Below are 13,156 nucleotides of genomic sequence, written 5' to 3'. Positions count from 1 at the left end.
GCGGTAGACGTGTTCCCACGGTTCTGCTAGGTTGGATGGGCTTTCACATGAACTCCGTGCCCGGCGTGCTCGATGCGGGAGGCGCTTCCCGATGTGGGTCGAAGCTCGCCGAGGATGATCCGGCGCGCCATTCAGCACATGATTGAAGGAAGGAAACCCATGGATTACGTCTCCCTGATTCGCGACATTCCCAACTTCCCCAAAGAGGGCATCATCTTCAAGGACATCACCCCTTTGCTCGCCAACGGTCCGGCACTCGCCGCGGCGGTGGACGACATGGCGGCGCCGTTCAAGGACAAGAACATCGATTTGGTCGTGGGTATCGAATCGCGTGGGTTCATTTTCGGGCCGGGCGTCGCCCGCGAGTTGGGCTGCGGCTTCGCCCCGGTTCGCAAGGCCGGCAAGTTGCCCTATCACACCGAATCGCTGACCTACGATTTGGAGTACGGCACCGATACCCTGGAAATCCACGTGGACGCGGTCGTGGCGGATCACCGGATCCTGATCGTGGACGACCTGTTGGCAACGGGTGGCACCGCGGCGGCGGCGGGTGAGCTGATCGCCAAGATCGGCGGTATCGTGAGTGGTTTCAGCTTCGTGATCGAGTTGGATTTCCTCGAGGGCCGCGAAAAGCTGGGCAGCATTCCGATCAGTACCCTGATTCACTATTGACGGTCGCCATCCACGCGGTGCCTGCCGGATGATGGGCCGCGCCCGCGTGGCTCTATATCGAAGCGATCCAAGCAGGCAGTGCCCGCATGCCGAAAGCGTTGTCATTGCTGTAGGTTGGTCACGGGCGGTATGCCCGCTGGGCCGACACTTCGGAGTGACGCATGGAACGGAAGTGGATGACGCCAAAGAGTGAAGCCGATTATTACCCTAGCGGCGCGCCTTCGAAGGCGCCCAGTTCAAAGTCCCCGCATCGTGAGAGCGGCGTGGTCGCGGTAGGTTGGCCCGCTGGGCCGACTCGTCGAAGCGATCCAATTTACCCATCAGAATGGCCCCAGGAGCGGAGCTCCTCGCCTTCGATTGAGCAAAAAACAACAAACCTGAGATTGGTCTGCAGGAGGTTGTAATTCGCTTCCGTGGATCGTTCGAAACTTGGGGGCTCCGCTCTGTTGTATCGTTTTAATTCGCCATCAAGTCACTCCGAAGTGTCGGCCCAGCGGGCCAACCTACTGCGACGACGCCTCTCTCGGGTATGCGGGAACGTCGATCATGCGCGATGGAGGTGCCGGATCTGCAATGCCAGGCCCTTCAGATAGCGGCCCTCGGGAAAGTGGAGCGCGGTGGGATGGTCGAATCCCGGTCCGAACTGCTTCAGCACCAAGCCCTCGCGCCGCGAATCGCGCAGGCCCAGGAAGACGCTCTGGCGGAAATCGTCCTCGCTGACCACGCCGCTGCAACTGAAGGTGAGGAACAGGCCGCCGTCGGCGACCTGAAGGCACGCGTCGCGGTTCAACTTGCGGTAACCCTTGAGTGCCTGGTCGTTGGCGCGATGGCTCTTGGCCATGGCGGGCGGGTCGCAGACCACGATATCGAATCCGTTCGGGCGCGGGGCCAGCGGGCCGTCGTGATCGCGCAGGGCCGCGAAGATGTCGGCACGGCGCGTGGTCAACCGGCCCGTGTCCAATCCGTTGAGTTCGGCCTGGGTCGGGATCTCCGCCAGGGCCGAACTGCTGCTGTCTACCGCAAGCACCTCGCCGGCATCGCCCGCCAGCGCACTGATCGAGAAACCGCCCGTGTAGCTGAACAGGTCCAGCACCGAGGCGTCGCGCGCCACCTGGCGCAGCCAGGCCCGTTGATCGCGCTGGTCCAAATAAAAACCGGTTTTGTGGCCCGAGGCCAGGTCGATGCGGCGCTCGATGCCCCCTTCGCGAAGGGTCACCGCTTCCGCGACGGCCTCCGTCACCCAACCCGTGCGGGGCTGCAGGCCTTCCTGGCCGCGTGCCGCGGTGTCGCTCTTTTCGAAGAGTGCGGCACGTCCGGATACTTCGCACAACCAACGCGACAAGGGTTCCCGCAGGCGCTCGAATCCCTGGGTCGTGATCTGCATGACCAGGACCTGGTCGAAGACGTCGACGGTCAGGCCGGGCAGCCCGTCGTTTTCGCCGTGAATCCATCGAAAGGCGTTGGTGTCGGGAGGCAGGAAGCGTTGCCGGAGCCGCCAGGCCCGCGCCAGGCGGTCGCGCCAGAAGGCCTCGTCCGGCGCCTCTTGGCCGAAGTGGACCAGGCGCAGGCAGATGTTGTTGCGCGGGTGAAAGAACGCCCAGCCGATGGTGTCACCGGCCGCGCTGGCGACGCGGACCAGCTCGCCGGATTCGACTTCCGGTTTCTTGGTGACCCCTTTCGAATAGATCCAGGGATGGCCGTAGCGGCGCAGGATTTCCGCGCGCTTGCCGTGGAGGACCGCGGTGGCGTGAGCTGATGACGACATGGTTGTGACCTCAAATGGGTTGAATGGCGCCTTGATTCATCTTGGCCGCGTACTTTCCACTGACGATTTGCACGGTTGCGACGCGCTTTCCGCAATTGGGGCAGCTTATTTCTCGATTCAGCGGCAAGGGTGGCTCGGTGAGAAAGATGCCGGCGTGGTCCACCGCGATTCTCTGGAAGAACATTTTGACCAGGCGACCGTTGCCGCCCTTCTTGTAGCGGGCCAGAGCCTGGCCGCATTTGCAGCGAACCTCGATGGATCTTCGTTTCACCATGACTGCAGTATAGCAAGCTCGCTCGATTCCTTCGCGGCCGATCGACCAAAAAGCCCACGGGAATGCGATCGGTGATGCGATCACTGGGGCGCGGCACCCGGTTCCGCTTCTCCTTCCTTGGTCTGTGCTTTCGCCGCCGGTTCGATCTCGGATCCGCGGGCCTCTTTGCGTTGCCAAACCTCTTCTTGCAGCAGTTCGATGGCCTTCTGCGCCTCGTCTTGCCGTCGGTATTCCCGTTTCAGGACCCCGGTGAAACCGAGCACGAACGACAAATAGAGCCAGACCCGGATCTCTTCGGAATTCATCGCCATGACGAGCGATCCCACGGAGCCGAGCAGACAGAGTACTTCGATGAGTCGACGGGACATGTGCGCCTCCCTTTTCAGGATCAGGCGCAAAGATGCCCCATTTCGGTACCCTGCCGCCGGCACGTTGTCCGGTTCTGTTCGAATCGGCTGGTTGACGGCTGGATCAGATCAGCAGCGGTTGTTGTTCCTCCAACGGCTCGATGGCCGATTCGCGGATGCGGCGTTTGCCGTTCCAGCGATAGCGGACCACCGTCACGAATGGCGCGTCGCGCGGTCGCACCAATTCGCAGATGCGCAGGTTGGCCACGGTTTCGTAATCGCCCCACAAAGCCTGGGAATTGATGAGATAGTTGAAACCGAGGCGTTCCATCAAGTCGAACATCTCGCGAATGTTGTTCTCGTCGACGCCGGCGAACGCCTCGTCGAGCGAAACGACCCAGGGCGCGTCCTCGGCTGCATCGCCGTAACGCGAACAGGTCGCCGAAAAGAGCGGGATGTACATCGCCATCGCCTTCTCGCCGCCACTGAAACGGAAAAAATCGCGATCGCTGAGCTTGCGTCGCGGTTTGTCGGCACGCCGGTAGTAGAGCTGGAAGGCGTACCAGCGGCGAAAGTCGAGCATTTCCTTGATGGCCTGATGGGATGTCAGGGTGCCGCCCGAATCCTCCACCAGGGTCTTGGCCCTCGAAATCCGGGTGCGGAAGTGGGCGGCCAGGCGTTTCTGGTGCTCCTCGTTCAGGACTTCCGGATCCTTGGCCAGCAGGCGCACCAGATCTTCGGTATCCAGTTCGCGCTCGTCTTCGGCGGTCAGCGCGTGCCACTCCAGCGAGAAGACCAGGCCGCTGGAAATGTCGAGCCCCTTCATCGAGGTGCTCATCTGCTGAACCCAATAGCGCGTGCGGCGAATACGGTCGGTGATGATGCGACCGATATTGTTGGTGATGACCTCTTCGTAGAGGCGGCGGTCTTCTTCGGTGAGGGCCTGCTTCAGGTCCTCGATGTTGCTTTCGATCTTTTCCAGCAGCGAGTAGGGATTGAGGGGATTGCCCCCCAAATCCAGTTGCAGGATTTGGCGCGAGGCCGCCCGCGCCAGTTCCTCGAAGGCATAGGACCAGTGGGGATCCGGACTCGCGGGTGGCTCGGGCAGGTTATCCACATCGCGTAACCGCAGGTGGGGCCGGTATTCCACCAGATCGCCCTCGACCCGCGCCATGGCCGACGCCAGGTTCTGTTGCAAGCGCTCGCGCTGCTTGGCCGGGTTGGGCACATCCTTGGTGGCCTGATCCAGTTGGCGTAGAAGCCAGCGTGCGATGCGGCGACAGGTCTTGGGATCCCACGATTCCGGCTGCCACTCGTCGACCAGCGGCAGCTCGCCCAATTCGCGGAAATCCAGGCGACGCATCAAACGCAGACCCATCTCGTCGCGAAACAACGCCAACCAACCTCCGCACACCCGATCCAGCATGCTGCATTCCCGGCTGGCGCGTTCGATCTCCCGCACCGAGTTATCGATCTCCGAACCCAGTCTCGCAATCGTACGGTTCAGCGACTTGATCTCCTCGGGCAGTTGTCGCAGGCGTTCCTGGAGCGCCTGTATCTTGGCGCGAATCTCCTCGGCCCCCATTTCCTCGAGGCGTTTATCGATTTGTTCCAGCCGCAGGCCTTGCTCGCGAACCTCTTCATCGAGTTCGGCGATTTCCATTTCCAATTGGGTGCGGTCCTCGACCAACTCGTCGAGGTGATCGCGGACCTGAACCAATCGCTGGTGCGTGGCGCCCAATTGGCTGTCGTCCAGTTCCAGCTTCTGAAACAGGGCGAGGTAGCGGTCCATGGCTTCGAAGGCTTGGCGCCAGGCCGCTTCCGTACGGGCCAAGGCCAGCCGGTTCAACTCGGCTTCCAGCGCCGCGTGGAAAGCCCGCCAGGCGGCCAAGGCGGTTTCGAACAGCTTGCTCTTGCGTTCGCCCTCTTCGCGGCGCACGGCGACCTCCCGAAGCTGTTTCTGGAGCGCCTCGTCGGCGGCGCGCACCTGTTGCTCGGTGGGGAAAACGGCACGCGCTTCGTCGACCCTGCGGCGGGCGTCCTCGATTTCGGCGAGGTTTCGCGCCAGCTCGGCGTGTTCCGCCTGAAGTGCGGCGAGCAGCCGACACAGTTCGTCGATCTTGCGCTCGCGGAAACGGCGCCGGGCTTCGCGACCGATGTAGATCGCGGCTTCTTCCCGTGGCGCATGACCCCGGATCGGACCGATGCGATAGGCACCGGTGGCGTCCAGATCCGCGAAGGCATGTCCAGCGGGCGGGCTGTCGGCATGGGCATCGATGTGCGATTCGGAGACGGTCAGCGTCGCCAAAACCGCTTCGATATCTGCCGCATCGACCCCGTTCCCACTTTCTGGCGTGGCGTAGAACCAGGTCAGTAGGGTGCTCGATGCCCGTTGGTTCGGTGCGGCTTCGTGGGAGGCCGAGACTCGCGATGGGTCCAGAATCCGGTCGTGTCGAAGCGCCAGGTCGACCGCTCGCTCGCGCGGTACGATCAGCGCATCGAGGATGCCCATTCGGGTCAGGGCCGATTCCAGCCGTTCTCGTGCGGCCTGATCCACCTGGTCGCGGAATTCCACCGCACTGTAGAAGGTCTGGAAGGGCACCCCGTGGGCCTGCAGATCGGCGCGGGCCGCGATCGTGTCGGGATGTCGATCGGGTTCGGGGTCCTTGCGTGCCTGCCATTCCGCCAAATCACGCTTGGCCTCGTCGATCTCGGCCTGTTTCCGTTCGCGTGCGTGGTTCAGGGCGACCTGCCGCTCCACCAGTTCCCGCACGGCGCGTTCGTGTTCTTCCGCCAACGGGGCGATGACGTCGGCCCACTGGGTCTCTTCGTAGAGGCCGTCCACCGCGTTGCGGATGTGGCGAATGGCCGTGGTCGGCAGGGGCAGTACCGCCTGCGACTCTTCCAGCCACACGTCGATCTCGAGGAGCAGCGCTTCGCGAGCCTCGCGCAGGCGGGCCTCCAATTGGTGGGCCTCCTCGGTCGCCTTTTCCAGCGCCAACAGGCTGTCTTCCATCTCGTCGCGGGCCTCTTCGGAACGCTCGCGTTTGCGCAGGTCTTCGCGCCACTTGTCACACACCGAACGGATCAGCGTGCGGTGTGATTCGGCCTCGGCCCGCCACGTTTTCAAGCTTTCGTCGAGGCGCCCGACCTGAAACTCGGAGGATCGGGTTTGGTGATCGGCGAATGCGGCGATCGCGGCCGGCTCGGCCATGGCCAGGAGGTGTTCGGCGACGGCGGCTTCCAACTCGCGTGCACGGGCTTGCTGTTGGTGGAGATCGCGTTCGGTTCGCGCCACATGTTCGCGCTTCTGCTCCAGTCGTTTGTGTTTCGCGGTTCGGGCTTGGATCGCCTCGATCTGACGCTTCTGGGTGAGGCGACGATCGCGCTCGGCTCGCAGCACGTCGTGATCCTGAAGCGCCTTTTCCTGCTCGTCCAACACGCGGAATTCACGTTCGCGATCCTGTAGCACCGTTTCTTTTTCGGCCTTCGTTTGCACGTCCTTCGCGTGTCGGTCCTCCCGCTCCGCCAATTCCTTTCGCTTCGCGTCGTGCTGCCGCAGCGTCCTGGTCAGGCCGTCGGCCTTTTCCCACAAGAGGAACTCGTTGTATCGATCGTAGGGGGCGCGCAGTGACAGCAGGCCTTTGCGCTCCTTCTCCAATTGGGCGCATTGCTGTTCGGTCTGGTCGATGCTCTCGATGGTATCGGAGAGCGGCTTCAACTCGTCGTCGGTCAAGGCGCTCAGCGAATCGTTGAGGATTTCGTAGATGACCGACGGCTTGAAGTCCTTGGAAAGCTTCGGCGTGCGCAACTGCACCAACAGCTTGACCAGGTCGGTGTATCCGCCCGGTTCGGTGAAACCGAAGATGTGGCGATTGACCAGGGCCGCGTATTCCCTTCGGCCCGTGACCAGATGCCCGCCGTCGCCCAAGCGACCTTCCAACTCGCGGCGCGTCAGCGGCACCGTTTGCCGTTGCCCGTCCAGGTATTCGATGCGGTGCAGATCGAAATCCACCCCGATGCGCCGGTTGTCGAGCACGACGAAACCCCAGAATTGGAGCGGTGTGCCGCGCTTGGCCCGCAACCCGATGGCGGTGGTGCAGTAGGCTTCCTCGCCTTTGCGCTTGTATTCCAAAAAGAGATAACCGGTGCGTTCGTCGCGTTCCACCAGGTCTTTTTCACCCAGCAGATAGTCCTCCATGCGGCGGGCCTTGGAGCCGAAGGGATCGAGGCGATCGGAGCCGGTTCGGCCGTCGAGCAGAACCGTGATCAGGCTCTGCATGGTGACCGATTTGCCGGAGCCGTTGGACCCGCGCAACAGCAGTTTGCCATCGGCGAAATCGAATGTTTCCAGATCGTTGTAGTACCAGAAATTGAACAGTCCGGCACGGTGCATCTGCCAGGGTTTCATGCTTTTTCCTTCGAGCGGCGTTTACCAGTTTTTTTGCCTTCTTCGGTGTGCTGTGCCGTGAACTCGCTCGGATAACGGCCCACGAGACGGACCAATGTGGGGCACAGGTACACCATCGCCTGCTCCGGCGCTTCGACGATCATGTTCCAATCGCGCAGTTCGCGGCGCAGCAGTTTGCCGAACTGGGCCGGACTCAATTCGCGATGGGCCTTGGACCAGCCGTGTGCGGTCTTTTCCCGGCACTGGTGGAGCAGGTTCTCCATGGTCACGGTCGTGATCGGCCAGCGGCCCTCGGCATCCAGCTCGGGTGTCGTCGCTTCGAAGGCGTCGCGCACGGTGGCGGCGAACAACAACATCAAATCGGTAATGCTCTTTTTGTTGGGAAAGGTGTGGTGGCGATGGCTCTGCTCGTGCACGACCAGCATCGCGGTGTGCTTGCTCAGCGCCATCCGGTAGGGGGTGCGGTTCTCGAAATCGTCGCGCATGCGGTTGCGCTGGCTGCGCAGGTAGGCGAAATCCTCGGGTTCCGCCTCGTGGCGAAAGAAGGCCGGCGTCAGCAACAACTCGCGGTGCAGGCGGTGACGGCGGGACTGCAGGCGATCTTCGACATGGTCGGTGCCGGCCAGCAGGTCGGCCAAGGTGTGGAAGCGCGAGAGTTCCTGGGGATAGGAGATGGGGAAATAGCGGGCCACGACCGGAACCTCGTACAGAACCTCGCTTTCGGCGTCGCGGGCGAACCGCTCCACCTGACCGTCCACCTGGCGCACCAGGCCTCGCGACACCGCCAGGTTCAGCACCCGAACAAGCGACTTGCGGTGCTCCCAGCTCTCCCAGTTCAAGGGGGCTCGGGGGCTTTCGGGATCGGCGTCCTCTTCACCGGGATACAGTTCCTTGACCACTTCACAGACCTGGCTCAACAAGAACTGTTCGTCCACCTGACGCTCGTCCAAAAAGGCCAACAGGCAGCACAGGACCACGTAGTCGCGTCGACTGGTCAGGCTCTCGATGCCCATCCAGGCGCGCGGTGTCGCCGGTATCTTCTCGAGCTTGATGAAGTGCCGGTGGTCGATGATGCGGTAGCCGTAACGATCGAGAAAGTAGTGTTTCAGGTGGGGAAGGCGGCTGCGGACGAAGCTGTACTCGGCGGGCATGCGGTCGCGCAGAATCCAGAAATGCTCCAACAGCAGGCGAACGGCCTCGCGGTCGTCTTCATCGAACTTGCGGCGGCGGAAATCTTCACTCATGGGTTCGACTCGTGGGAACCGGGGTTGTCGATGATCGAGAAAGTGTAATTGGGCATTTCCATGAGGCCGTCCTCGCTTTCCAGGAGTACGCGCCCCTCTTCCGCGGCCAGGCGTACGCGGTGCCCGGTTTCCGCTCGGGTCTGGTTGCGCGGCGATGCCGTGCAGCGCCCGATCCAATCGAGCAGGGTCTTGCGAATGTAGGGATCGACGTGGTCCAGGTCCGAGAGCACGATGCGCCGGTCTCGGATGATGCGTTCGACCAACTGGCGCTCCGATTCCTTTTGGCGGAGATGGGCGCGCAACAGTGCGTCCCGCTCGTTGGCGTAGGAGTGCACGGGATTGGGACGGGAGCGCTCGCGAAAGGTGCGGACCGATGGTTTGACTTTGACCACGGCCGGTGGATGGTGCCAGATGGTGACGTCGGTATCGTCGCCGAATTCGTGCTCGGTCGTCAGGTGACGGGGCCGTTCCACGCCGAAGACGACGCCGGAAAGCTGATGGGCCTCCTCCAAACTGTCGAGTCGGGCGAACCATTTGGCCAGATGGAGGTAGTCCTTGCGGCGGCCATGGGCGTGCAGCAGCCGTTCGCCGATGCGTTGCGCGAAGCGAGTCAGGCGGCGGATGGTATCGGTGGTTTCGTCCTGTAGCGAGAGCCATTCGCTGCGGCGTCCGTCCGTGCCGTGAAACCATTCGTACAGCGCGCGCCACTTGAGGCGGTAGCCCTGGGCCAGCTCTTCGGGATCGGGCGGGTCACCGTCCAGTCTCGGGATGGCGGCTTCGTGGCGCGCCAGCCGACCCGCCAGGGCCTCCACGAACGTCGGGTCGGTACCGCCCAGGAGCTGCTCGATGTGGGCCGCGGCACGCTGGAGTTGCACGACGAAATTTTCCAGGTAGCGCTTGAAGGCGTCCTTGTAGACCAGGAAGGCCTCGGTCTGCATGCGTTCTTCGACCTTTTCGGTTTTGAGGTGGGCCAGGTAGTCCGACGCGTTTTCACCCATTTTTCGGAAGCAGTCGAACATCTCGCTCCAGAGTTGGTAGATCTTGTCGTCGGGTTCCTGGAGAATCGAAAAACGGGGTTTGCCGTCGGCGTCCTTTTCGCTGGAGACCAAGAGCTTCAGTCGTTGCAACAGGCTGTCGAACAGGGTGATTTCCAGCGAGCCGCCGAAGCCCTGGCCCAACTGGGCCAGTTTGCGCACCAGGCGTTCGATTTCGATCGTGTAGGGTGTGGCCTGGTAACGAAAACGCTTGTTCTTGAAATCGTGGATCGAGGTGACCCGGGTCGTATCCTGCCTGGGGTTGAGGTTCTTCTTTTCGACGAGCGCATTGAGATCGGCCTGCAGATCGGCCATGCCATAACCCTGGAATCGAGGAAGTTGATGGAGATGTGCGAGAATCTCTTCTGGGAACAGGTAGTGGCGCAAGCGTTCGTGTTGCTCGAAAAAAAACCGAAGAATGGCGCGATATCGGGGCGTGTTTTCCGTGTCCAGATAGGCCGTTTCGGGAATGCGTCGATAGAGGAGGTCGTCCAAAAAAGCACCGTTGCCAGATCGAATTTTCCAGAACGAGAGCAATTATATCCTGGTGTTCATTTAATTGAAAAACCCAAGTCTTCGAGAAAAAAAGAGAGCAGTGCTTCCTGATATCCCGCACATTTGGCCTTCGCGACCGCCTCTTTCAACGGAAGGAGCTGTGGGTGAACGACCTTTTCCAATTTGGCCAGGCGTTGGGCGGTCAGGGCCACCTGGGGTTGTGAGGCGTGATAGTCGGTCACGGTATATCGCCACAGGTGGATACGCTCGGGAAAGCGCTGGATCAGGCGTTGGGCCATCAACAGGCCCTCGGGGTCGAAATCTCCCGAATAGTGGAGCTCGGCACCGTGCTCGATCAGCTTTTCGAGAGCCATCCAACCCGACAACTTGAATTGACCGTGCAGGCACATCAGCGCAGGGCCGACTTCGCCCTGGCCATCCAGGAGTGCGGCGAAGATGCCCGAGTTCTCGACCACGAAGACCGGGCCCGGTCGCGCCGGCTCCAGTCGATCGATACGCAGCAGTTCGCGCAACGGTACGTTGAGGACCGCGGCATCGGCATCGGCGTGGCGCCACATCGGCAGGGGTTCGGATCGGTCGTCGCGGTAGGCCAGTAGGCCGGAGCACGAAAAAAAGTTGGCGATGTCGTCGCGCACCAGGAAAAAGCGGCCCAAAAGCAGGCTTTGGTATTCGGTTTCGCTCGTTTCGCTCCTGGCCGGCAGCGGCGCCGCCGCACCTCGATCGACTCGCTGCCGATGCAGGGTTTCCAGGGCCGCGAGAAGATGCGTGCCCGCGGATGTTTGGAGGTCGAATGCGTGTGGATCACCGGAGATGCCGGCGGAGAAAAGGGGGAGGCGCAGGTAGCGATCCGGCAGGTTCGCGAGGGCTCGCAGGACGAGGCGCAGCTCATCGGCGAAGCCGGGGTCGGCGTGGAAGGTGCGCTCGAAGGTCGCCGTACCCGGGCGCCGCTCGGCGAGCGCTTCCAGCCATGTGACGCAGTTGGCGGTCGGGAATTCGGATCGGCATCGATCCACCAGGTCGTTCCATGCACGTGCGCGGCGTCGTTTGGCCTCTTTCTTACTGATCAGCGCTTCTCCCGCAAAGGCGCCCAGCACGGCCACGGGATCGAGCGCGGCGAAGCGCGTCTCGGCCAAGGCGATCGCGAACTCGTCCGCGCGAATCGAGGCCTCTTGGCCCGAACGGTAATCCGCACGCAACAAGCCGGAAAGCGCCGCCGCTTCCTCGGGGGATAGATCGGAGAGGGCCACCCGTCCGCCAAGGCGACCCAAACTGCGGTATTTATCGATCAGGCCCGAGAGGAACCGGTGAAGTCCGGTCTTTTTCCGGAAATAGGCGCCTGCATCGAGAAGTGGATCATCTGTCATCTGGGTGTGGTCACGTGCTTGAACTCGGTGTTTCGCGTGGGGAAGGGTGTCCGCCGACAGGTGGGGCGTGTGGGATGCAGCTCTCCGCGAGCGATCGCGCGGCGATGTCGTTCCAAAGGGAGTCCCACGATGGTTGGGGGCATGAAAAAAGCGGCGACACCGAGGCCGCCGCTTTTCGAAATGGGTCGTTCAGCGAGTCAGGTTGACGGGGCCGTCTTCGCCGAGCAGGATGTTGTCTTCGAAACGGGCGCCGCCGTAGGGAATCAGCGCGTCGATCAGGGACCAGTTGAGGTTCTTGCCCAGGTCCGAGTTGCGCTCCGGATCCAGCAAAACCGGAATGAAGTACAGGCCCGGCTCGATGGTGAACACCATGCCCTGCTTCATCTCGCGGTTCAGGCGCAGGAACTTGTGATCTTCGGGAGGCGGTGCCAAAGCGCCGTGATCGTCCTTGAAGAACCCGCCCACGTCGTGAACCTGGAGGCCGAGCAGGTGGCCGATCCCGTGCGGGAAGAACAGGCGGCTGACCTGGTTGTGTTCGGACAGTTCTTCGCGATTGCCGCGCACGATTTCGTGCTGCAACAACAGATCGAGAACGCCGTCGTGGGCCGCGGCCTGGAGCTCCTTGTAGGGCGACCCGATCTTGGCGTGATCGACCAGCGCCAGTTGCAGGCGCTCGATGCCTTCCATGATCGCGCGGAACACCGGGTGGCTGTCGTCGCGGGTGTAGGTGCGGGTGATGTCGGAACAGTAGCGGTTGGATACCGACCCGGCGTCGATCAACAACGTCTTGCTCTCGCGCCCGTTGTCGCGCTGCTTGTACTGATAGTGAAGGATGGCGGCGTTGCGATCGAGGCCGACGATGTTGGTGTAGGGCGAATCGGTCTCCAACATGCTGGTGGCGGCGAGGAAGGCCTGGTTGATGTCGTACTCGCTGCCGTGCTCGAAAAAGGACTTGCGGGCCGCTTCGTGACCCAGCATGGCGATTCGGTTGGCCTCGCGCAGTTCGCCCACCTCGTAGTCGGTCTTCATGCCGCGGTAGTAGTCGAGGTAATTGAGCAGGTTCTTTTCGTTGTGCAGGTTGGACGGCATGCCGATCTGCGCCGCAAAGGGCAGGTTCTCGCCCAGAAAGGCGATCCGGCGCGTGGCGGGTAGGTGGTCGACGACCTGTTCGGGCGCCGTGAGCGAGACGATCTCGAACGCGTCGGCCCACCAGGCCTCGTTGTGCACCGTCTGGTCGTACCAGAAATCCGGTCGGACGACCTGGAAATAGGTGGGTTTCTTACCGGGCTGAATGAGCACCATCTGGTCGGGCCGATTCAGCGGAACCCAGTGATTGAAGTGACCAAAAGCTTGAAAGTAGATGTGTCGATCGTCGCCGAAATAGATGCCTTCCGATCCCGAATGAATCAGGACCGCGTCCATCTGTTGGGCCTCTTCCGACAGGGTGGCCAGGGCCTGTTCGTAGATGCCCTGCACATGCGCGATGTGCCGGGCGAAATGCTTCGCTCGTTCCATGGGATACCCCCGTA

The 13,156-nt window shown here is 62.1% G+C and carries 9 protein-coding genes; 1 reads left to right on the top strand and 8 read right to left on the bottom strand.

Annotation, left to right across the window (positions count from 1 at the left end):
* Nucleotides 1-159: 159 nt before the first annotated feature.
* The gene (locus J3U87_RS13170) at nt 160-672 is read left to right on the top strand and encodes an adenine phosphoribosyltransferase (protein ID WP_237383508.1); all 513 of its coding nucleotides are present in this window, start codon (nt 160-162) and stop codon (nt 670-672) included.
* A 544-nt stretch (nt 673-1,216) separates the two neighbouring features.
* Here the strand turns inward: J3U87_RS13170 and J3U87_RS13165 are convergent.
* The 8 genes from J3U87_RS13165 to pepQ form a co-directional block, all read right to left on the bottom strand.
* A complete protein-coding gene (locus J3U87_RS13165; RefSeq protein ID WP_237383507.1) occupies nt 1,217-2,437 on the bottom strand; it encodes a class I SAM-dependent rRNA methyltransferase in 1,221 nt (406 codons plus the stop codon).
* Between the two features lie 10 nt (nt 2,438-2,447).
* Nucleotides 2,448-2,708, bottom strand: coding sequence for a hypothetical protein (locus J3U87_RS13160; RefSeq protein ID WP_237383506.1), 261 nt, complete (start codon nt 2,706-2,708; stop codon nt 2,448-2,450).
* Nucleotides 2,709-2,791: 83 nt separating this feature from the next.
* Nucleotides 2,792-3,079: a hypothetical protein gene (locus J3U87_RS13155; RefSeq protein WP_237383505.1), complete on the bottom strand. Its 288-nt coding sequence runs from the start codon at nt 3,077-3,079 to the stop codon at nt 2,792-2,794.
* A 103-nt stretch (nt 3,080-3,182) separates the two neighbouring features.
* Complete coding sequence (locus J3U87_RS13150; RefSeq protein ID WP_237383504.1) at nt 3,183-7,469, bottom strand: TIGR02680 family protein; 4,287 nt, start codon at nt 7,467-7,469, stop codon at nt 3,183-3,185.
* Nucleotides 7,466-8,713, bottom strand: coding sequence for a TIGR02678 family protein (locus J3U87_RS13145; protein WP_237383503.1), 1,248 nt, complete (start codon nt 8,711-8,713; stop codon nt 7,466-7,468). The genes J3U87_RS13150 and J3U87_RS13145 overlap by 4 nt, the downstream gene beginning before the upstream one ends.
* A complete protein-coding gene (locus J3U87_RS13140) occupies nt 8,710-10,242 on the bottom strand; it encodes a TIGR02677 family protein (RefSeq protein WP_237383502.1) in 1,533 nt (510 codons plus the stop codon). The genes J3U87_RS13145 and J3U87_RS13140 overlap by 4 nt, the downstream gene beginning before the upstream one ends.
* Nucleotides 10,243-10,298: 56 nt before the next feature.
* Nucleotides 10,299-11,627 (bottom strand): TIGR02679 family protein, encoded by a 1,329-nt coding sequence (locus tag J3U87_RS13135; RefSeq protein ID WP_237383501.1) that lies wholly within the window; start codon nt 11,625-11,627, stop codon nt 10,299-10,301.
* A 189-nt stretch (nt 11,628-11,816) separates the two neighbouring features.
* On the bottom strand, nt 11,817-13,142 hold the full coding sequence (gene pepQ, locus J3U87_RS13130; RefSeq protein ID WP_237383500.1) for a Xaa-Pro dipeptidase: 1,326 nt from the start codon (nt 13,140-13,142) through the stop codon (nt 11,817-11,819).
* Between the last annotated feature and the right edge of the window lie 14 nt (nt 13,143-13,156).

The sequence above is a fragment of the Sulfidibacter corallicola genome, from assembly GCF_017498545.1.
GTDB lineage: Bacteria > Acidobacteriota > Holophagae > Acanthopleuribacterales > Acanthopleuribacteraceae > Sulfidibacter > Sulfidibacter corallicola.
This window is presented reverse-complemented; position numbering and strand designations above follow the sequence as displayed.

What these genes read in the sequence shown, in the direction of transcription:
- J3U87_RS13170 (WP_237383508.1), top strand. Translation starts at nt 160, where the DNA reads ATGGATTACGTCTCCCTGATTCGCGACATTCCCAACTTCCCCAAAGAG.
- J3U87_RS13165 (WP_237383507.1), bottom strand. Translation starts at nt 2,437, where the DNA reads ATGTCGTCATCAGCTCACGCCACCGCGGTCCTCCACGGCAAGCGCGCG.
- J3U87_RS13155 (WP_237383505.1), bottom strand. Translation starts at nt 3,079, where the DNA reads ATGTCCCGTCGACTCATCGAAGTACTCTGTCTGCTCGGCTCCGTGGGA.
- J3U87_RS13150 (WP_237383504.1), bottom strand. Translation starts at nt 7,469, where the DNA reads ATGAAACCCTGGCAGATGCACCGTGCCGGACTGTTCAATTTCTGGTAC.
- J3U87_RS13145 (WP_237383503.1), bottom strand. Translation starts at nt 8,713, where the DNA reads ATGAGTGAAGATTTCCGCCGCCGCAAGTTCGATGAAGACGACCGCGAG.
- J3U87_RS13135 (WP_237383501.1), bottom strand. Translation starts at nt 11,627, where the DNA reads ATGACAGATGATCCACTTCTCGATGCAGGCGCCTATTTCCGGAAAAAG.
- pepQ (WP_237383500.1), bottom strand. Translation starts at nt 13,142, where the DNA reads ATGGAACGAGCGAAGCATTTCGCCCGGCACATCGCGCATGTGCAGGGC.